This window comes from Pseudomonas soli (genome assembly GCF_021283165.2).
Lineage (GTDB): Bacteria > Pseudomonadota > Gammaproteobacteria > Pseudomonadales > Pseudomonadaceae > Aquipseudomonas > Aquipseudomonas soli.
This window is the reverse complement of record NZ_CP128543.1, coordinates 239,862-257,946: the sequence shown is the minus strand read 5'-3', so window position 1 is coordinate 257,946 and position 18,085 is coordinate 239,862. Positions and strand designations below refer to the sequence as shown.

Below are 18,085 nucleotides of genomic sequence, written 5' to 3'. Positions count from 1 at the left end.
GGCAAAGCTGAACGCCGCCCACAAAAAAGCCCTGTTCCGCAACGGTTCAGGGCTTTGTCATAAGTACCTCAGACAAGCAAAAATCGAGAAAGTTTCATACAAAATTCAATAACTTAGAGAATTGTGTACAACTCGTGCTACTCGTCGGATTCCGATTGCCAGCCGCTTCGCCGAGCCTCAAATTCCGCTTCGTCATCCCTCTGAGGCTCTCTTGATGAAGAAGTACTCCTCGATTCTGTTGTTGTCTTTTGGTCTGCTCAGCGGCGTTGCCATGGCAGGCGGCACCACCGAGGCCGGCATTGGCGGCGCATTGGGTGGGGTACTGGGCTCCGTGGTGGGCAACTCCATCGGTGGTAGCACCGGCGGCGCCATCGGTGCCGGTCTGGGCGGCGCGGCCGGCGGTGCCCTGGGTGCCGACAAGCGCCAGCGCGGCGAAGCGGCCATCGGTGGCGCACTGGGCGCGGCCGGCGGCAACGTGGTCGGTCGCTCGGTGGGGGGTACCACCGGTAGCTACATCGGTGCGGCGGCCGGCGGCGGCGCTGGTGGGGCACTGGGCAACTACATGGGCAACAAGGCCGATGAAGACGAGCGCCATGAGTCGCGCCGCTACCGCCGTGACTATGATGATCGCCGCCACTATGACCGTGGCCACCACTACGGTCACCGCAAACACAAGCGCCACTGGCGCGACTGATCGCCAGGCTTACGCCTGACGCCTAAGGCCCTGCCCTCATCGGCAGGGCCTTTTCATTTGCAGGCACGCCAAGGGATTAAGGGCCGCCCCGATATGGAGGCCACTAGCCACTAGTTATTATCGCTGTTTTGACCAAGCACAGGACGCAGGGAATGCGCGCGACCTTCACCGACTCCATCTGTCTACCCCGGGCCAGGAGAGGCTGAGGAATGCCAAGCCGCCGCCCACCTCTGCTCAGCGAAGCAAGCTTTGCGTCAATACGTCAGCGGGTAATGCAGGCTACGGGTGTGCAACTGGCCGATGATCGCCGGACCGTGATCGCGACGCGCCTGCACAAGCGCTTGAAGGCTCTCGGCCTGGCTAGCTTCGAGCATTACCTCGACTTGCTCGACAGCCCACAAGGCACAAACGAGCACGAACAGTTGCTGCGCCTGCTGGTCGCCCGCGACAGTTATTTCTTTCGCGAACATCGGCATTTCGAATGCCTGGCCTCCTGGCTGGCCGAACTCGACCACCCCGCCCGTCTGTGGAGCGCCGCCTGCGCCACCGGTGAGGAGGCCTGGAGCCTGGCAATGGTAGCCGCAGAAAAAGCCCGCCACCCCGGTTGGGAGGTGCTGGCCAGTGATTTCGACCCGCAACTGCTGGAAAGCGCAGACAATGGGATCTACGACATTGCCCAGGCCCGTTACTTCCCCGAGGGCTGGCTGACCCGTCACTGCCTGTGCGACGTCGGCGAGATGGCCGGGCGGCTGTGCATCGCTCAGGCTCTGCGAGAGCGGGTACGCTTCCAGACCATCAACCTGATCCGCCCCATGCCTGCTTATCTCGGCAGCTTCGACGTCATCCTGCTGCGCAACCTGTTGTCGAGCCTGGCACCACGCTACAAGAGCGAGGTGCTTCAACACCTGCTGGCACACCTGCGCCCCGGAGGCCTGCTGATCATCGGCCACAGCGAAAGCGTCCATGCGCCGGGCCTGCCCCTGCGCCCACTACTGCCGTCGGTGTTCGAACGCCTATGATAAGAGGCACTGCCGCGCCCATCGGCAGACAAGGACTGATCGCGCAGTTGCGCGGCAGTGCGCTTTCGGATCGAGCAGGCCTGCCGCCCCCTTTCTCTTGCGAAACAGGCCCTAATCCATGCCTTGCCGAATTCTGCTTGCCGATCATTCGCCCCTCTTCCGCGCCGGCCTACGTGCCCTGCTGGAGCAGAAGAAAGATTTCGTCGTGGTGGGCGACACCGGTGATGCCATGAGTGCCGTGAGCCTGGCCGAAAAGCTCAAGCCAGATATTGTGGTGCTCGACATGAGCGGCGAGCTGGACAGTCAGCAGGCCCTGCAGGAACTATTCATCCGCGCCCCTGCCAGCCGAGTGCTGATGTTCTCGTCGCGCTCGGAGCTTGAGCATGTAATGAGCTGCCTGCAGCTCGGCGCCCATGGTTTTCTGCTCAAGAACGCTACGGTGACCGAACTGGAGCAGGCTCTGCAAACCCTGCGCGGTGGTGGCCAGTACCTGTCTTCAGCGGTACTGCCGATGGTCATCGGCCAGGCTCTCAAACACAGTCGCAAGCGCGTTGCGAATCAGGTCCAGCCACCACCCCTGACCACTCGCCAGCTGGAAATCCTGCGCCTCATCGCCCGGGGCGAGACCACCCGCTCCATCGCCGACGGCCTGGGTTTGAGCATCAAGACTGTCGAGGCGCACCGCTCGCAGATCATGCACCGCTTGCAGATCCACGACGTGCCCGGCCTGGTGCTGTTCGCTGTACGCGAAGGGATCATTCGCCTCAACGATTGAGCGACAGCCCGGCGAGGATCAGTTGCAGCGTTTCCGGCAGTGCCGCCGGGCGGCCCGAGGCACGCTCGATGAACACCTGCACCATGCTGCCCGCCGCACAGGCTTCGGCCTCGCCCGGGCGGAACAGCGCCAGGCGGAACTCAACGGTACTGCCCGCCAGACGGGTCACACCCAGGCCCACCTCAAGCACGTCGGGAAAGCCAGGCAAGGCGAAGAAATCTGCCGCCGAACTTACAACAAAACCGGCCAGTTCACCGTCGCGCAGGTCCAACTCGGCCTGTTCGACCAAGAAGGCCTGGATCGCGGTTTCAAAGCAGGCATGCACGGTGGAGCCGGCGAGGTGGCCGTTGTGGTCATTGTCCTGCGGACGGGTGAGGATGGGATGGAAATGGGAGAAGGCGGAGCGTTGCGGAGACTCGGTCATGGGGCCATCTGCATTCTGGTGGGTACCCTGCAAGTGAAACAGATTCTGCCGGTACTGTATCGCCTCCATCGCAGCTCAAACCCGGTCCTACATCGAATAACGAAAAAGCCGCCCCGAGGGGCGGCTTCCTTATCCGAACCGGCAGCAGCTTACAGCTGCGGACCAGCGGCCTTGATGGCGTCGGAAACGTCGAACTTCTTGAAGTTCTCGGTGAACAGCGTAGCCAGCCCCTTGGCAGCTTCGTCGTAGGCAGCCTTGTCAGCCCAGGTGTTGCGGGGGTTGAGCAGCTCGGTCTCGACGCCCGGAACGGCCTTGGGTACGTCCAGGTTGATGATGTCCAGGTGCTCGGTTTCTGCACCGACCAGCGCGCCGCTCTGGATGGCAGCGATCACACCACGGGTGGTGGGAATGCTGAAGCGCTTGCCAACGCCGTAGCCACCACCGGTCCAGCCAGTGTTGACCAGGTAGACCTTGGAGCCGAACGCCTTGATGCGCTTGATCAGCAGCTCGGCGTAGACGCCAGCTGGGCGTGGGAAGAACGGTGCGCCGAAGCAGGTGGAGAAGGTCGACTTGATGCCGCTGCCCGAACCCATTTCGGTGGAACCGACCAGCGCGGTGTAGCCGGACAGGAAGTGGTAGGCCGCCTGCTCGTTGTTCAGGATCGACACTGGCGGCAGCACGCCGGTCAGGTCGCAGGTCAGGAAGATGACTGCGTTCGGCTCGCCGCCCAGGTTCTTCTCGGAGACCTTGGCCACGTGGGTCAGCGGGTAGGCTGCGCGGCTGTTCTGGGTCAGGCTCACGTCGGCGTAGTCGGCGTGCTTGGCATCGTCGATGACGACGTTTTCCAGCACCGCGCCGTGCTTGATGGCTTTCCAGATGACCGGCTCGTTCTTCTCGGACAGGTCGATGCACTTGGCATAGCAACCGCCCTCGATGTTGAAGACCACGCCTTCGCCCCAACCGTGCTCGTCGTCACCGATCAGGTAACGGCTTTCATCGGCCGACAGGGTGGTCTTGCCGGTACCGGACAGGCCGAAGAACAGGGTGACGTCACCCGCTTCGCCGATGTTGGCGGCGCAGTGCATCGGCAGCACGTCGGCGGCCGGCAGCAGGAAGTTCTGCACCGAGAACATGGCTTTCTTCATTTCACCGGCGTAACGCATGCCGGCGATCAGCACTTTCTTCTGGGCGAAGTTGATGATCACGCAGCCGTCGGAGTTGGTGCCGTCACGCTCTGGCACGCACTCGAAGTTGGCGACGTTGAGCACCTGCCATTCATCGCGGCCAGCCGGGTTGTACTGGGCCGGGTTGATGAACAGGCAACGGCCGAACAGGTTCTGCCAGGCGGTCTGGGTGGTCATCTTGACCGGCAGGTAGTGCTCGGCGGCAGCGCCTACGTGAACGTAGGAAACGAAGTGATCCTGGGCGTTGTTGAACGCCTCGACGCGGTTCCACAGGGCATCGAACTTGTCGGCCGGGAACTTGCGGTTGATCGGGCCCCAGCCAATCTGGTCCTGGGTGGAAGGTTCTTCGACGATGAAACGGTCAGCCGGCGAACGGCCGGTGCGATGACCGGTTTCCACCACCAGCGCGCCGGTATCGGCCAGCACGCCTTCACCGCGGGACAGCGCTTCTTTTACCAGCTCATCGACGCTCAGGTCGGTGTACACGGTGTTGTTGGCTTGCGTCATGAGATACCCCATCCGGCCCGAGGCCGAGTGCTCCAAACGTTTTGTAGTTGTCTCGAAAAAACTACTACAGCGAAAAAAGTGGCCGGATTATGCCAGAAAAGCCCAAAAAAAGTAGGCCCCTCCTGTCAGAACTGCGCTTTTGCGCAATTCGACAGGAATATTTCCTGTAGTTAACCGTTTCAGTGCTGAGTTTCTGACGGCGCCTCAGTGCCACCGCCGGCAAACAATTGCGCGACATCGCTCGCATCGAACAAATAACGTTCGTTACAAAACTGGCAATCGATCTCGACCTGGCCGCCACATTCGGCCACCAGCGCCTTGGCATCCTGCTCGCCGAGACTGACCAGTGCATTGCCGGAGCGCTCGCGCGAGCAGCTGCAGCGGAACCGTAGCGGCTGGATATCGAACAGGCGAACCGCGTCCTCGTGGTACAGGCGGTGCAGCACGGTTTCGTTGTCCAGACCGAGCAGCTCCTCGATCTTCACGGTGTTGGCCAGGGCCTTGACGTGGGCCCAGCTTTCCTCGCGCTCCTCGCTGTCCTTGTGGATCTCGGCCGGCAGTTGCTGCACCAGCAGGCCACGGGCACGGGCGCCATCGGCGGCCAGCGAGATGCAGGTGTTCACCTGCTGCGACATGACGAAGTAATTGGTGAAGCACTCCGACAGGTCCTTGCCGTCCAGTTCGACGGTGCCCTGGTAACGCTGGCCGTTGACAGGAATGATAGTCAGCACCAGGTGACCGCCAGGCATCAGATCGGCAAGGCTGGCATCCGCCTTGATCTGCTCGGTCTCGTAACGCGCCAAGCCACGGATATCGTGCTCGCTGGTGTACTCGATGGCTAGCAGCGGAACCGGGCCCTGGGACTGCGCCTGGAGCACCAGCAACCCGTCGAACTTCAAAGTGCCGACCAGCAGCGCGGCCGCGGCCATCAGTTCACCGAGCAGATGCTTAACCGGCTGCGGGTAGTCGTGCTTGGCCAGCACCTCGGCATAGCTGCGTTCCAGCACCACCATCTCGCCGCGCACATCGCGGTCATCGAAAAGGAAGCGTTGGGTGAAATCGGTATCTGGCAAGTCGCTCATGGTTGTCTGGCTTTCTGAAAATGGTTACAAAATAATTACAGGAGACTGAAAGGTCTGTCGCAGAGCGCTAAAAGGCGCTTATTTCCTGCTGGATATCGAGGTATTTTATGGATAATCGACCACTGTTCCAAGCAAGGTGGTCCTGGGGACCTTTGGCTACCTGCACCCTGCTGCCCATCGCACTACTGTGTTTCTGGTTGTGGCCCGTTGGCCAGATCCTTTGCCTGACATTCGACGAGTGGCTGTTCCACAGCCTGAATGCGCCGCTGGCCGACAACACCACCTGGCGCTACATCTGGACCGTTGGCAGCCTGCGCCCGTTCGACATTGTCGTTGGCCTGATCCTTCTGGCAGTGCTTATCCGTGGTGACTGGGTGTTCAAGGCAACCCAGGTCCGCCAGGCCTTTTTCGGCTTTCTGGTCACGCTACTCCTCTTAGTGGTGATTCGCGCGCTGTTTTCCAAGTGGGTGGATGCAGCCGGGTGGCAACACAAGAGCCCGTCGATGATGTTCGACGACGTGGCGCACCTCAGTGACTACTACCCGAACCTTGAGGCGGCCTGGGAACTCAAGGACCGCTCGAGCAAGAGTTTCCCGGGGGATCATGCCTCGGTGTTGCTGGTCTGGGCACTGTTCATGAGCCTGTTCAGCCGCCGCCCGCTGCAGTACCTGGTCGTGTGGGGGCTGGCCCTGCTGTTCATGCTGCCGCGCCTGGTCGCCGGCGCCCACTGGGGGCAGGATGACTACATCGGTGGCCTGCTGATGGCAGTGCTGGCGCTAGGCTGGAGCTGCTATACGCCGCTGGCGGCCAAAGGTAGCGCAGCGTTGCTGCGCTGGACGGGACCGCTGTTCGACCTGCTGGGCAAGCTGCCATTGATCGGGCGGATGAGCGTGGTTCGCGCAGCCTGATCATGACTGGGGCCGCTGCGCGGCCCTCGTCACTCGAAACTGCCGTGCAGCTGGTGAATCTGCCGGCGCTGCTTCTTGGTCGGCCGCCCGTCGGTGGTCACGCCCATCGCCCCCGCCTTGCGCATTTCAGCAGCCTGCTCGCGGCGCTTCACACTCTCGGCGGTTTCCTCGTACAACGTCTGTGCTTCGGGCGCGCCACGGCGCACCACCGACAACGCCCTGACCACCACGGTGCGCTCGTCGAAACCGGTGCGCAACACGAACTCATCGCCCACCCGTGGCTCCTTGCCCGGCTTGCAGCGCTCGCCCCGGCAGTGCACCTTGCCACTTTCAATGGCCGCCTTGGCCAATGCGCGGGTCTTGTAGAAGCGCGCTGCCCACAGCCACTTGTCCAAGCGTACCTTGTCGTCGTCTTCAGGCTTTTGTGCCATGGTTTTTCCTCGAATCCTGTCTTTCACGGAACTGTACTACCGTGACTGACAGATGCAAAAAGTCCGTGCCGTCATTACAGTTCACCTCCTTATCCGCAGGGCACGCTTAGTGAAGACATTTGACCACCTGACTGTGATCGGCCTGCGCGAGTGGGTCGCCCTGCCCGGCCTCGGCGTCGCCGGCCTGCGCGCCAAGATCGACACCGGAGCCAGCACCTCCAGCCTGCACGCCACGGAGGTCGAGCCGTTCGAGCGCGATGGCCAGCAATGGGTACGCTTCACCGCCCACCTGGGTTCGGTGGTGCAACTGCGCCATCGACGGTGCGAAGCGCCCATGGTGACCATGAAGACGATCAAGAGCTCCAACGGCCATGCCCAGACCCGCTATGTGATCCGCACACCCCTGGCGCTCGGTGACCGGGTCTGGGAGGTCGAATTCACCCTGGCCTGCCGCAAGAGCATGCGCTATCGCCTGCTGCTTGGTTCAAAGGCGCTCATCCATGGCCAACTGGTGGTCAACCCCGGCCTCAAGTACGTTCAGGACAAACCGGCCTTCGCGGCCACCCTTTCCCCTGTCACAGGTGCTGCATGAAGATCGCTGTGCTGTCGCGCAATCCGCGTCTGTATTCCACCCGCCGCCTGGTCGAAGCCGGTACCCAGCGGGGCCACGAAGTGGTGGTGATCGACACGCTTCGGGCCTACATGAACATTGCCAGCCACAAGCCGCAGATCCACTACCGCGGCAAACCCCTGGAAGGCTTCGACGCGGTCATACCGCGCATCGGCGCCTCGGTCACCTTCTATGGCTGTGCGGTGCTGCGCCAGTTCGAGATGATGGGCGTCTATCCGCTCAACGAATCGGTGGCCATCGCCCGCTCGCGGGACAAACTGCGCTCTCTGCAACTGCTGTCACGTCGGGGTATCGGCCTGCCGATCACCGGTTTCGCCCACTCGCCGGACGACATCCCCGACCTGATTCAGATGGTCAACGGCGCGCCGCTGGTGATCAAGGTACTGGAAGGTACCCAGGGCATAGGCGTGGTGCTGTGCGAGACCACCAAGGCCGCCGAGTCGGTGATCGAGGCATTCATGGGCCTGAAGCAGAACATCATGGTCCAGGAATACATCAAGGAAGCTGGTGGCGCCGACATCCGTTGTTTCGTGGTCGGTGACAAGGTGATCGCCTCTATGAAGCGCCAGGCCAAGCCGGGCGAGTTCCGCTCCAACCTGCACCGCGGGGGCGTGGCCAGCCTGATCAAGATCACCCCTGAAGAACGCATGACCGCGATTCGGGCGGCCAAGGTAATGGGGCTGAGCGTGGCGGGCGTGGATATTCTGCGTTCGAACCATGGCCCACTGGTAATGGAAGTGAACTCGTCGCCGGGCCTGGAGGGGATCGAGGTGACTACCGGCAAAGACGTGGCCGGGATGATCATCGAGCACCTGGAAAAGAACAGCGGGCCGAATCAGACGCGGACCAAAGGCAAGGGTTGAAATTAATCGCGGGGCAAGTCGCACCGGCGCACCGGTGCGACTTGCCCCGCGATGGGTCTAGACGGCGTTACGCGGCAGCAACAAACCCAACGGCAACCTCACTCGCGCCTCGATCCCGCCACCGGACCGGTTGCGCAACTCGACATTGCCGCCATGCTGCGCGGCGATGCGCTTGACGATCGCCAACCCCAGCCCGGTGCCCTTGCCGCCCCGCGCCCGGTCGCCCCGGATGAACGGGTTGAAGATGGTCTCCAGTTCCGACTCGTCGATGCCCGCCCCGCGATCCAGCACGCTGAGCACCACATAAGGCGCACTCTGGTCACCCGACACATAGGCCGCCACCTCAACCCCCTTGCCGGCGTGATGCAGCGCGTTGCCGATCAGATTGCCGAGCATACGCTTGAGCGAGACACGGCGCAGCGGGAACGGCGGAATCGGCTCGAGGCACAGGCGCACCTGTTCTTCATGCTGGTTATAGGGGGCCACCACTTCGTAGATCAGCTCATTCAGGTCGACCTCTTCCACCGGCTCGTCACGCCCATCACGAATGAACGCCAGGAACTGGTCGAGGATCGCGTCCATGTCCTCGATATCGCGGACCATGTCCTCACTGAGGTCGCTTTCGTTGCCCATCAGCGACAACGACAAGCGCAACCGAGTCAATGGTGTGCGCAGGTCGTGGGATACCCCCGCGAGCATCAACTCGCGCTCGCGACCGGCCTGCTCGACATCCTCGGCCATCTGGTTGAACGCCCGATACACCTCGGTCATTTCGCTGGGGGTATCGCTGATCGGCAGGCGCACACTGCGCCCCTGGCCCAGCTGACGGGCAGCGAACACCAGACGCTTGAGCGGCTGATTGAGCTGGCGCACGAAGATCCAGGCCGAAGCGGTGGACAGCAGGCCGATGGCCAGGAACCAACCAAGCACGTTCCAGATCTTCTGGCCACGTAGCGGATGCGGGTACAGCGGCACCTTGAGCCAGCCTGGTCCCAGGCTCGGCGCGTTCACCCAGAGCGCGGGCGGTGCGTGGATACGCAACCGCACCTCGGTGTCCTCGCCCAGCTCGGCTTGCATCTGCCGCTGGTAGATCTCGCTGTAGGGCCAATGCTGCTCACCCTCCGGGACACCGGCGCCGGTCACGCGGATCAGGCCAGCAGCCTCGGCTATCTGCTCGCGGTTCTCTTCATCCGCTGCCCAATAGGCACGCAGCGTCAGGGCCACGCCGTGGCTGTACTGGCGGTCGACCAGCACGTCCTCATTCATCAACAGGTACACGAGCGTCAGTGCCTTGGAAAACAGCACGACGATCAGCACCAGCCAGAGGGTGCGGGCGAAGAAGCTTTGCGGGAACCAGAGAGGCGTTTTCATCGATCAACTACTGTACTGAAAAGGCCGGTCGCCGTAGACGAAACAGGGCGACCCGCATGGGTCGCCCTGCTGCACCCTGACGAGCCGGCAGGCTCATTTGCCGGCGTTTCCGTCCGGCACGAAGACGTAGCCCACACCCCATACGGTCTGGATGTAACGCGGCTTGGAAGGATCGGGCTCGATCATCCGGCGCAGGCGCGAGATCTGCACGTCGATGGAACGCTCCAGGGCATCCCACTCACGGCCACGGGCCAGATTCATCAGTTTGTCGCGGGTCAGCGGCTCGCGAGCATGCATCACCAGGGCCTTGAGCACGGCGAACTCGCCGGTGGTGAGCATGTGCGTTTCTTCACCGCGCTTGAGCTCACGGGTGGCCAGCGAAAGTTCGTAGTCGCCGAAGGTGACGGTCTCTTCCTCGCTGCCCGGCGCGCCCGGCACGGCCGGGGCCTGGCGGCGCAGCACGGCCTTGACCCGGGCCACCAGCTCATCTGGGTTGAACGGCTTGGCCAGGTAGTCATCGGCGCCAAGCTCCAGCCCCTTGATACGGCTGAGCTCATCGCCCTTGGCGGTGAGCATGATGATCGGAATCTGGTTGTTCGCAGCGCGCAGGCGCTTGCACGCCGACAGGCCATCCTCGCCCGGCAGCATCAGGTCGAGCACCACCAGGTTGAACACTTCACGGGCCAGCAGGCGATCCATCTGTTCGACGTTGGGCACGGTGCGCACACGGAAGCCCTTGCTGGTGAAGAAACGGTCCAGCAGGCTGCTCAGGCCCGGGTCGTCGTCGACGATGAGAATCTTGTCGCCTTCTACGGCGTTTGCGGTGCTGGTCATGAATTACTCCTCTGATATCGCCGCGCATTATGGCGTAGCCATTGCCGCGCGTGCCGTGTGCATTGTTAGCAGATTTTTCCCGCCGTGCCACTGCCGCCCCATCGACGACTGGCCCCGCGCCATCACCGCAAGCCCGGCCCGATGGGTATAATGCGCGGCTTTCACCCAGCGTCGCCGGGGCTGAACGCCCACCCGCGGCCTTGCATTCACTATTTGTCAGGTGGTTTTCATGGACAGCATCAACAGCCGTATCGCCGAGGAACTGGGCGTGCGCCCACAGCAGGTCGAAGCGGCCGTGGGCCTGTTGGACGAAGGATCGACCGTGCCCTTCATCGCCCGTTACCGCAAGGAAGTGACCGGCAGCCTGGATGACACTCAACTGCGCCACCTGGAAGAGCGCCTGCGCTACCTGCGCGAGCTCGACGAGCGTCGCGCCAGCATCCTGGCCAGCATCGAGGAGCAGGGCAAGCTGACCCCGGAGCTGGCGCGCGATATCAAGCTGGCCGACACCAAGACCCGCCTCGAAGACCTCTACCTGCCGTACAAGCAGAAGCGCCGCACCAAGGGCCAGATTGCCCTGGAAGCCGGCCTGGGCGAGCTGGCCGACAGCCTGTTCAGCGACCCGCAACTGAACCCGGAAGCCGAAGCCGCACGCTTCGTCGACGCGGGCAAGGGCGTGGCTGACGTCAAGGCCGCCCTGGAAGGCGCCAAGTACATCCTCATGGAGCGCTTCGCCGAAGACGCCGGCCTGCTGGACAAGCTGCGCAACTTCCTCAAGCAGGAAGCGGTGCTCACCGCCCGCGTAGTCGCCGGCAAGGAAGACGAAGGCGCCAAGTTCCGCGATTACTTCGCCCACGACGAACTGCTGCGCACCACGCCGTCGCACCGTGCCCTGGCGATCTTCCGTGGGCGCAACGAAGGAGTGCTGAGCGCGTCGCTGAAAGTCGGCGAAGAACTGCCAGGCACCCTGCACCCGTGCGAGATGATGATCGGCAACCATGTCGGCATCGAAAACCGCAACCGCCCCGCCGACAAGTGGCTGGGCGAGGTGGTGCGCTGGACCTGGAAGGTCAAGCTCTACACCCACCTGGAAACCGACCTGTTCGGTGAACTGCGCGACAATGCCGAAGGCGAGGCGATCAACGTCTTCGCCCACAACCTGCACGACCTGCTGCTGGCCGCCCCGGCCGGCCCGCGCGCCACCCTGGGCTTCGACCCGGGCCTGCGTACCGGCTGCAAGATCGCCGTGGTCGATGCCACCGGCAAGTTGCTGGACTACACCACGGTCTACCCGCACGCGCCGAAGAACGACTGGGACCGCACCATTTCCGTGATGGCCGCGCTGTGCGCCAAGCACTCGGTGGAGTTGATCGCCATCGGCAACGGCACTGCCAGCCGCGAGAGCGACAAGCTGGTGGCGGAGCTGGTCAAGAAGTACCCAGCACTGAAGGTCACCAAGATCATGGTTTCCGAGGCTGGCGCTTCGGTGTACTCGGCCTCTGAACTGGCCGCCCGCGAGTTCCCCGATCTGGACGTGTCGATCCGCGGCGCGGTGTCCATCGCCCGCCGTCTGCAGGACCCGCTGGCCGAACTGGTGAAGATCGACCCGAAATCCATCGGTGTCGGCCAGTACCAGCACGACGTGTCGCAGGTGAAACTGGCCCGGGGCCTGGACGCCGTGGTCGAGGACTGCGTGAACGCCGTGGGCGTGGACGTAAACACCGCCTCGGTGGCGCTGCTGACACGCATTTCCGGCCTCAATGCCACCCTGGCGCAGAACATCGTCGCCCACCGCGACGCCAACGGCCCGTTCGCTACCCGCGCCGCGCTGAAAAAGGTCAGCCGCCTGGGCGAGAAAACCTTCGAGCAGGCCGCCGGCTTCCTGCGCGTGATGAACGGCGACAACCCGCTGGACGCCTCGGCGGTGCACCCGGAAGCCTACCCACTGGTGCAGCGCATCGCCGCCGACACCGACCGTGATATCCGCTCGCTGATCGGCGACAGCGGCTTCCTCAAGCGCCTGGACCCGAAGAAATTCACCGACGAGTCCTTCGGTCTGCCGACCGTCACCGACATCCTCCAGGAACTCGACAAGCCAGGTCGCGACCCGCGCCCGGAGTTCAAGACCGCCACCTTCCAGGACGGCGTCGAGGACCTCAAGGACCTGGAACCCGGCATGATCCTCGAAGGCGTGGTGACCAACGTCACCAACTTCGGTGCTTTCGTCGACATCGGCGTGCACCAGGATGGGCTGGTGCACATCTCGGCGCTGTCGGAGAAGTTCGTCAAGGACCCGCGTGAAGCGGTCAAGGCCGGCGACGTGGTCAAGGTCAAGGTCATGGAAGTGGACATCCCGCGCAAGCGCGTCGGCCTGTCCATGCGCATGAGCGACACCCCGGGCGAGAAGGTCGAGGGCAACCGCGGCGGCAACCGCTCCAATGGCGGCAACCGCCAGCAGCAGGCGCCGCGCCAGCGCGAGGCCACCGCCGCCGCGCCGGCCAACAACGCCATGGCAGCGCTGTTCGCCAATGCCAAGCAACTGAAGAAGAAGTGATGGAAGTACCGAAGGAGTACGTCGAAAGCGCCTTCAGCCAGCTCCTCGGCTGCCGCCTGCAACGCCTGGAAACGGGTGTTGCAGAAGTGGCCCTGGCGCTTGAGCCGCACCTGCGCAACCGTGGCCAGAAGCTGCACGGCGGGGCGATCTTCAGCCTGGTCGATATCAGCATGGGCCTGGCCTGCTCGGCCAGCCATGGCTTCGACCAGCAGAGCGTGACCATCGAGTGCAAGATCAACTACATGCGCGCCGTCAGCGAGGGCGAGGTCGTGTGTACCGCCCGGGTGCTGCATGCGGGACGGCGCACCCTCGTGGTCGACGCCGACGTGCTCCAGGACGACAAGCTGGTGGCCAAGGCGCAGGGAACCTTCGCGGTTCTCTAGCTGACAGGCCCCGATCTGCGGTATTTTCGGCGTAATGCTGTACACCTGATCGCGGGGCAAGCCCGCTCCCACGAACGTTTCTACGCTTCGTGGGAGCGGGCTTGCCCCGCGATCAGACGCATACAGGCCAGCGACGGAACCGCGTAAACCAGGCGACAACGCCAGTTCCTTTCCCAACTACCCTTGTAGACCGTCATCTCTACCCCCATATTGGGGCGACTGACGCGTGAAGGAATCCATCTTGAGCGACCTCCTCAACCGCCGCCTGAGCCTGCTCGGCGACAATATCGACCTGCTCAAGCAGTGCCTGCACGGCATTGAGCGCGAATGCCTGCGCGTGACCAAAGAAGGTCGCCTGGCCCAGACCCCGCACCCCGAAGCACTGGGGTCGGCGCTGACCAACGAGCAGATCACCACTGACTATTCCGAGTCACTGCTGGAGTTCATCACCCCAGCCCTGGCGGACCCTGCCAAGGTACTCGAGAGCCTCGAACAGACCCACCGCTTCGTCTACAGCAAACTGGGCGACGAACTGCTGTGGAGCCCGTCGATGCCCTGCGCGCTGCCGGCCGAAGAAGACATCCCGATCGCCGAGTACGGCAGCTCGAACATCGGTAAGCTCAAGCACGTGTACCGCAAGGGCCTGGCCCTGCGTTACGGCCGCACCATGCAGTGCATCGCCGGCATCCATTACAACTTCTCGCTGCCCGAGACGCTGTGGCCGCTGTTGCGCGATGCCGAAGGCGGCGAGCAGGACGACCGCGACTACCAGTCCTCGGCCTATATCGCGCTGATCCGCAACTTCCGCCGCTACAGCTGGCTGCTGATGTACCTGTTCGGCGCGTCCCCGGCCCTGGACAAGGGCTTCCTGCGCGGCCGCCCGCACCAGCTCGAAGAACTCGACGCCGAAACACTGTACTTGCCCTACGCCACCAGCCTGCGCATGAGTGACCTGGGCTACCAGAGCAACGCCCAGGCGGGCCTCACGCCCTGCTACAACAACCTGGCCAGCTACACCGATAGCCTGCGCAAGGCCGTCGGCACGCCCTACCCGCCCTATGTCGAGGTCGGCACGCACGTCGATGGCGAGTGGGTGCAGTTGAACACCAACATCCTGCAGATCGAGAACGAGTACTACTCGAACATCCGCCCCAAACGCGTCACCTACACCGGCGAGCGGCCAATCCAGGCCCTGACCTCGCGTGGCGTGCAATACGTGGAAGTACGCTGCCTGGACATCAACCCGTTCCTGCCAGTGGGCATCGACCTGACCGAAGCCCGTTTCCTCGACGCCTTCCTGCTGTTCTGCGCCCTCGAAGAGAGCCCGCAACTGGACAACGGCGAGTGCGGCCAGTGCACCGACAACTTCCTCACCGTGGTCAAGGAAGGTCGGCGCCCGGGCCTGGAGCTGCGCCGTGACGGCCAGCCGGTCGCATTGAAGGAATGGGCAAGCGAACTGATCGAGCGGATCGGCCAGCTGGCCGGGCTGCTCGACCGTGCCAAGGGTGGCAATGACCACGCCAAGGCCCTGGAAGCACAGCAGGCCAAGGTCGACGATCCCGAGCTGACGCCATCGGCGCAGGTGCTGGCGCGCATGACCGAACATGACGAGAGCTTTGTCCAGTTCTCCCTACGCCAGAGCCGCCTGCACGCCGAGAGCTTCCGCGAGCAGCCACTGACCAGCGCGCAGCAACAGGCCTTCGAAACCCTTGCTCGCGAGTCGATCGCCAAGCAGTCCGAGCTGGAACAGGAAGAGGTCGGTGACTTCGACCTGTTCGTCGGCGCCTACCAGGCCAGCATCCTGGCAATCAGCAACTGATGAACCGCACCGCCACCCCGCGCAAGCCACGCGCCAGCAGCCAGGCCAGGATCGAAGCGATCCTCGCCGCGGCACGCGAGCTGCTGGCAGGCCAAGGGGTGGCGGGGTTGTCGATCTACAGCGTGGCGGAACGGGCGCAGATCCCGCCATCGTCGGTGTACCACTTCTTCGCCAGCGTGCCGGCCTTGCTGGAGGCGCTGACCGCCGATGTGCACCGGGCTTTTCGCGAGGCCCTGAGCGCACCGATCGAAAGCACGGCGTTCAGCACCTGGCCTGGCCTGTCGCGCCTGATCGAGCAGCGCATGCTCGACATCTACAACGAGGACGCCGCGGCGCGGCAGCTGATCCTCGCCCAGCATGGTTTGAGCGAAGTGGTCCAGGCTGATCGCCAGCATGATCTGGAACTGGGCGAGTTGATGCACCAGCTGTTCGACCGACATTTTCAGTTGCCAGCGATGCCGAGGGAGGTGCACGTGTTCGCCCTGGCGATGGAACTGAGCGACCGGGTGTATGCCCGCTCGATGCAGCTGCATGAGACGATCACGCCACGCATGGCGGAGGAAGGGATGCGCGTGTTCGAGGCGTATCTGGGGCTGTATCTGCCGCCTTATCTGGCCAAACGCTGATTCGGCGTGGGAGCGGCGGTGCGCCGATGCGACTTGCCCCGTGATAGCGTCAAGTCAGGCAACGTAGATGTGTCGACTGACGCCATCGCGGGGCAAGCCCGCTCCCTCGCAAGACACCGGAAATCAGAGCTTGGCGATGGACACCTCGGTCGATTTCACGAAGGCGATCACCTCGCTGCCTACCTGCAACTCGAGCTCCTTCACGGAACGGGTGGTAATCACCGAAGTGACGATGCCAGAGGCGGTCTGCACGTCGATTTCAGAGAGTACCGGGCCTTCGAGGATTTCCTTCACGGTGCCTTTGAACTGGTTGCGAACGTTGATGGCTTTGATGGTCATGGCGTCATTCCTTTTTGCGGTTTCGGGGATTCAATGAGCCCAACGCAACTGCGTGGGCAACGGGGCGACAGGTTCCGGATCGGGCGGCGTGCCCGGGACGGAGAGAACACGGTTGAGCACTTCGCTTTCCAGCGCCGCCAGGCGGTGCGAACCCCGCACTCGAGGTCGCGGCAGGTCGATGACCAGGTCCAGGCCGACGGCGCCGTCTTCGATCAGGATCACCCGGTCGGCCACGGCGACGGCTTCGCTGACGTCGTGGGTGACCAGCAGCACGGTGAAACCGTGCTGGCGCCACAGGCGCTCGATCAGTTGCTGCATCTCGATACGGGTCAGGGCGTCCAGCGCGCCCAAGGGCTCATCCAGCAGCAGCAGACGCGGCTGATGAATGAGCGCCCGGGCCAGGGCCACCCGCTGTTTCTGGCCACCGGACAAGGCCGCCGGCCACTCATTGGCGCGATCGACCAGGCCGACCGCCTCCAGGGCTTCCAGGGCGCGTGGCCGCCAGTTGCCGGACAACCCCAGGCCGACGTTGTCGATCACCTTCTTCCAGGGCAGCAGGCGCGCGTCCTGGAACATCAGCCGGGTATCCTCGCGGGCCTCGGCAAGCGCCGCGGCGCCCGCCAGCAATTGGCCGCCGCTGGGCTGGTCGAGCCCGGCCAGCAGGCGCAGCAAGGTGCTTTTACCGCAACCACTGCGACCAACGATGGCGACGAACTGGCCAGCCGGAATGTGCAGATCGATCCCGCGCAGCACTTCGCGCTGGCCGAACGTACGACGCAGGTCCCTGGCCGCCAGGGGGATGCCACGCAGCAGGCGTGGCGGTTGTGCCTTGAGCACCGTCATCACGCGCCCTCCTTCTTCGCCACCTGGTACGCCGGGTGCCAACGCAGCCACACACGCTCCAGGCCACGGGCGGCCAGGTCGGCCAGCTTGCCGAGCACCGCGTACAGGACAATGGCCAGCACCACCACGTCGGTCTGCAGGAACTCACGGGCGTTCATCGCCAGGTAGCCGATGCCCGAGTTGGCCGAAATGGTCTCGGCGACGATCAGTGTCAGCCACATGAAACCCAGGGCGAAGCGCACGCCGACCAGGATCGAGGGCAGCGCCCCCGGCAGGATCACCTGGCGGAACAGCGCGAAGCCCGACAGCCCGTAGCTGCGCGCCATCTCCACCAGCGCCGGATCGACGTTGCGGATCCCGTGATAGGTGTTCAGGTAGATGGGGAACAGCGTCCCCAGGGCCACCAGGAAAATCTTTGCCGACTCGTCGATGCCGAACCACAGGATCACCAGCGGGATCAGCGCCAGGTGCGGCACGTTGCGGATCATCTGCACCGAACTGTCGAGCAGGCGCTCGCCCCAGTTCGACAGGCCGGTGATGAAACCGAGCAACAGGCCGAGACTGCCGCCGATCACGAAGCCCAGGCCGGCACGCCAGCCGCTGATGGCCAGGTGGGTCCAGATCTGGCCACTGCGCACCAGCTCGACGCCAGCACTGACCACCGCGCTCGGCGCCGGCAGGATGCGGGTCGACAGCCAGCCTGCGCTGACCGACAACTGCCATACCGCCAGCAGCAGGATCGGCAGGGCCCAGGGCGCCAGGCGCTTGGACCAGGTGGTGGTGGATGCACGACTCATG

At 63.7% G+C, this 18,085-nt stretch carries 19 protein-coding genes; 10 read left to right on the top strand and 9 right to left on the bottom strand.

What is annotated here, in order from left to right; all coding sequences use genetic code 11:
* Nucleotides 1–214 precede the first annotated feature (214 nt).
* The 3 genes from LU688_RS01110 to LU688_RS01100 all read left to right on the top strand — a co-directional run bounded on the left by LU688_RS01110 (nucleotide 215) and on the right by LU688_RS01100 (nucleotide 2,488).
* Nucleotides 215–694, top strand: a complete 480-nt coding sequence (locus LU688_RS01110) for a glycine zipper domain-containing protein (protein WP_038707165.1) — start codon at nucleotides 215–217, stop codon at nucleotides 692–694.
* 209 nt (nucleotides 695–903) lie between these two features.
* Nucleotides 904–1,713 carry a CheR family methyltransferase gene (locus LU688_RS01105; RefSeq protein WP_104444629.1) on the top strand — a complete coding sequence of 270 codons (810 nt, stop codon included), beginning with the start codon at nucleotides 904–906 and terminating at the stop codon, nucleotides 1,711–1,713.
* Between the two features lie 118 nt (nucleotides 1,714–1,831).
* On the top strand, nucleotides 1,832–2,488 hold the full coding sequence (locus LU688_RS01100; protein WP_023630630.1) for a response regulator: 657 nt from the start codon (nucleotides 1,832–1,834) through the stop codon (nucleotides 2,486–2,488).
* On the opposite strand, the gene LU688_RS01095 is transcribed toward LU688_RS01100, so the two are convergent.
* From LU688_RS01095 to hslO, 3 genes are all read right to left on the bottom strand, one after another.
* A complete protein-coding gene (locus LU688_RS01095) occupies nucleotides 2,478–2,912 on the bottom strand; it encodes an acyl-CoA thioesterase (RefSeq protein ID WP_094011634.1) in 435 nt (144 codons plus the stop codon). The two genes, LU688_RS01100 and LU688_RS01095, sit on opposite strands and share 11 nt — an antisense overlap.
* A 149-nt stretch (nucleotides 2,913–3,061) precedes the next feature.
* Nucleotides 3,062–4,603, bottom strand: coding sequence for a phosphoenolpyruvate carboxykinase (locus LU688_RS01090; RefSeq protein ID WP_038707164.1), 1,542 nt, complete (start codon nucleotides 4,601–4,603; stop codon nucleotides 3,062–3,064).
* Between the two features lie 179 nt (nucleotides 4,604–4,782).
* The gene (hslO, locus tag LU688_RS01085; protein ID WP_160291012.1) at nucleotides 4,783–5,685 is read right to left on the bottom strand and encodes an Hsp33 family molecular chaperone HslO; all 903 of its coding nucleotides are present in this window, start codon (nucleotides 5,683–5,685) and stop codon (nucleotides 4,783–4,785) included.
* 107 nt (nucleotides 5,686–5,792) lie between these two features.
* Here hslO and LU688_RS01080 point away from each other — a divergent pair, with 107 nt between their 5' ends.
* On the top strand, nucleotides 5,793–6,593 hold the full coding sequence (locus tag LU688_RS01080) for a phosphatase PAP2 family protein (protein WP_160291011.1): 801 nt from the start codon (nucleotides 5,793–5,795) through the stop codon (nucleotides 6,591–6,593).
* 29 nt (nucleotides 6,594–6,622) lie between these two features.
* Here the strand turns inward: LU688_RS01080 and LU688_RS01075 are convergent, their stop codons facing one another.
* Nucleotides 6,623–7,024 carry an RNA-binding S4 domain-containing protein gene (locus tag LU688_RS01075; protein WP_038707163.1) on the bottom strand — a complete coding sequence of 134 codons (402 nt, stop codon included), beginning with the start codon at nucleotides 7,022–7,024 and terminating at the stop codon, nucleotides 6,623–6,625.
* Nucleotides 7,025–7,133: 109 nt separating this feature from the next.
* On the opposite strand from LU688_RS01075, the gene rimB reads away from it, so the two are divergent.
* Together rimB and rimK are read left to right on the top strand one after the other, a co-directional pair.
* On the top strand, nucleotides 7,134–7,616 hold the full coding sequence (gene rimB / locus LU688_RS01070) for a retropepsin-like aspartic endopeptidase RimB (RefSeq protein ID WP_038707162.1): 483 nt from the start codon (nucleotides 7,134–7,136) through the stop codon (nucleotides 7,614–7,616).
* On the top strand, nucleotides 7,613–8,518 hold the full coding sequence (gene rimK, locus LU688_RS01065) for a 30S ribosomal protein S6--L-glutamate ligase (protein WP_011531656.1): 906 nt from the start codon (nucleotides 7,613–7,615) through the stop codon (nucleotides 8,516–8,518). Before rimB ends, rimK begins: the two co-directional genes overlap by 4 nt.
* Nucleotides 8,519–8,575: 57 nt before the next feature.
* Here rimK and LU688_RS01060 read toward each other — a convergent pair whose 3' ends face one another.
* Both LU688_RS01060 and ompR read right to left on the bottom strand, forming a co-directional pair.
* On the bottom strand, nucleotides 8,576–9,889 hold the full coding sequence (locus LU688_RS01060) for an ATP-binding protein (protein WP_094011602.1): 1,314 nt from the start codon (nucleotides 9,887–9,889) through the stop codon (nucleotides 8,576–8,578).
* Between the two features lie 93 nt (nucleotides 9,890–9,982).
* Nucleotides 9,983–10,723 carry an osmolarity response regulator transcription factor OmpR gene (gene ompR, locus LU688_RS01055; protein ID WP_038707160.1) on the bottom strand — a complete coding sequence of 247 codons (741 nt, stop codon included), beginning with the start codon at nucleotides 10,721–10,723 and terminating at the stop codon, nucleotides 9,983–9,985.
* Between the two features lie 229 nt (nucleotides 10,724–10,952).
* Between ompR and LU688_RS01050 the strand changes: the two genes are divergently transcribed.
* The 4 genes from LU688_RS01050 to LU688_RS01035 all read left to right on the top strand — a co-directional run bounded on the left by LU688_RS01050 (nucleotide 10,953) and on the right by LU688_RS01035 (nucleotide 16,105).
* Nucleotides 10,953–13,277 (top strand): Tex family protein, encoded by a 2,325-nt coding sequence (locus tag LU688_RS01050; protein WP_038707159.1) that lies wholly within the window; start codon nucleotides 10,953–10,955, stop codon nucleotides 13,275–13,277.
* A complete protein-coding gene (locus tag LU688_RS01045; RefSeq protein ID WP_023630730.1) occupies nucleotides 13,277–13,660 on the top strand; it encodes a PaaI family thioesterase in 384 nt (127 codons plus the stop codon). Before LU688_RS01050 ends, LU688_RS01045 begins: the two co-directional genes overlap by 1 nt.
* A 241-nt stretch (nucleotides 13,661–13,901) precedes the next feature.
* A complete protein-coding gene (gene gshA, locus LU688_RS01040; protein ID WP_177182918.1) occupies nucleotides 13,902–15,479 on the top strand; it encodes a glutamate--cysteine ligase in 1,578 nt (525 codons plus the stop codon).
* Nucleotides 15,479–16,105 carry a TetR/AcrR family transcriptional regulator gene (locus LU688_RS01035; RefSeq protein ID WP_094011604.1) on the top strand — a complete coding sequence of 209 codons (627 nt, stop codon included), beginning with the start codon at nucleotides 15,479–15,481 and terminating at the stop codon, nucleotides 16,103–16,105. The genes gshA and LU688_RS01035 overlap by 1 nt, the downstream gene beginning before the upstream one ends.
* A gap of 123 nt (nucleotides 16,106–16,228) precedes the next feature.
* Here LU688_RS01035 and LU688_RS01030 read toward each other — a convergent pair whose 3' ends face one another.
* The 3 genes from LU688_RS01030 to ssuC are packed head-to-tail and all read right to left on the bottom strand — an operon-like array spanning nucleotide 16,229 to nucleotide 18,084.
* Nucleotides 16,229–16,444 (bottom strand): TOBE domain-containing protein, encoded by a 216-nt coding sequence (locus LU688_RS01030; protein WP_008095172.1) that lies wholly within the window; start codon nucleotides 16,442–16,444, stop codon nucleotides 16,229–16,231.
* A gap of 30 nt (nucleotides 16,445–16,474) precedes the next feature.
* Entirely contained in the window at nucleotides 16,475–17,287 is an 813-nt protein-coding gene (gene ssuB / locus LU688_RS01025; protein ID WP_038707158.1) for an aliphatic sulfonates ABC transporter ATP-binding protein, read from the bottom strand.
* Nucleotides 17,287–18,084 carry an aliphatic sulfonate ABC transporter permease SsuC gene (gene ssuC / locus LU688_RS01020; RefSeq protein WP_094011605.1) on the bottom strand — a complete coding sequence of 266 codons (798 nt, stop codon included), beginning with the start codon at nucleotides 18,082–18,084 and terminating at the stop codon, nucleotides 17,287–17,289. Before ssuC ends, ssuB begins: the two co-directional genes overlap by 1 nt.
* Nucleotide 18,085: the final 1 nt, after the last annotated feature.

Coding starts and splice junctions, on each gene's coding strand:
- LU688_RS01105 (WP_104444629.1), top strand. CDS start 904: ATGCCAAGCCGCCGCCCACCTCTGCTCAGCGAAGCAAGCTTTGCGTCA.
- LU688_RS01095 (WP_094011634.1), bottom strand. CDS start 2,912: ATGACCGAGTCTCCGCAACGCTCCGCCTTCTCCCATTTCCATCCCATC.
- rimK (WP_011531656.1), top strand. CDS start 7,613: ATGAAGATCGCTGTGCTGTCGCGCAATCCGCGTCTGTATTCCACCCGC.
- ssuB (WP_038707158.1), bottom strand. CDS start 17,287: ATGACGGTGCTCAAGGCACAACCGCCACGCCTGCTGCGTGGCATCCCC.
- ssuC (WP_094011605.1), bottom strand. CDS start 18,084: ATGAGTCGTGCATCCACCACCACCTGGTCCAAGCGCCTGGCGCCCTGG.
- LU688_RS01045 (WP_023630730.1), top strand. CDS start 13,277: ATGGAAGTACCGAAGGAGTACGTCGAAAGCGCCTTCAGCCAGCTCCTC.
- LU688_RS01075 (WP_038707163.1), bottom strand. CDS start 7,024: ATGGCACAAAAGCCTGAAGACGACGACAAGGTACGCTTGGACAAGTGG.
- LU688_RS01080 (WP_160291011.1), top strand. CDS start 5,793: ATGGATAATCGACCACTGTTCCAAGCAAGGTGGTCCTGGGGACCTTTG.
- LU688_RS01035 (WP_094011604.1), top strand. CDS start 15,479: ATGAACCGCACCGCCACCCCGCGCAAGCCACGCGCCAGCAGCCAGGCC.
- LU688_RS01100 (WP_023630630.1), top strand. CDS start 1,832: ATGCCTTGCCGAATTCTGCTTGCCGATCATTCGCCCCTCTTCCGCGCC.
- LU688_RS01110 (WP_038707165.1), top strand. CDS start 215: ATGAAGAAGTACTCCTCGATTCTGTTGTTGTCTTTTGGTCTGCTCAGC.
- LU688_RS01050 (WP_038707159.1), top strand. CDS start 10,953: ATGGACAGCATCAACAGCCGTATCGCCGAGGAACTGGGCGTGCGCCCA.
- hslO (WP_160291012.1), bottom strand. CDS start 5,685: ATGAGCGACTTGCCAGATACCGATTTCACCCAACGCTTCCTTTTCGAT.
- LU688_RS01090 (WP_038707164.1), bottom strand. CDS start 4,603: ATGACGCAAGCCAACAACACCGTGTACACCGACCTGAGCGTCGATGAG.
- LU688_RS01060 (WP_094011602.1), bottom strand. CDS start 9,889: ATGAAAACGCCTCTCTGGTTCCCGCAAAGCTTCTTCGCCCGCACCCTC.
- LU688_RS01030 (WP_008095172.1), bottom strand. CDS start 16,444: ATGACCATCAAAGCCATCAACGTTCGCAACCAGTTCAAAGGCACCGTG.
- ompR (WP_038707160.1), bottom strand. CDS start 10,723: ATGACCAGCACCGCAAACGCCGTAGAAGGCGACAAGATTCTCATCGTC.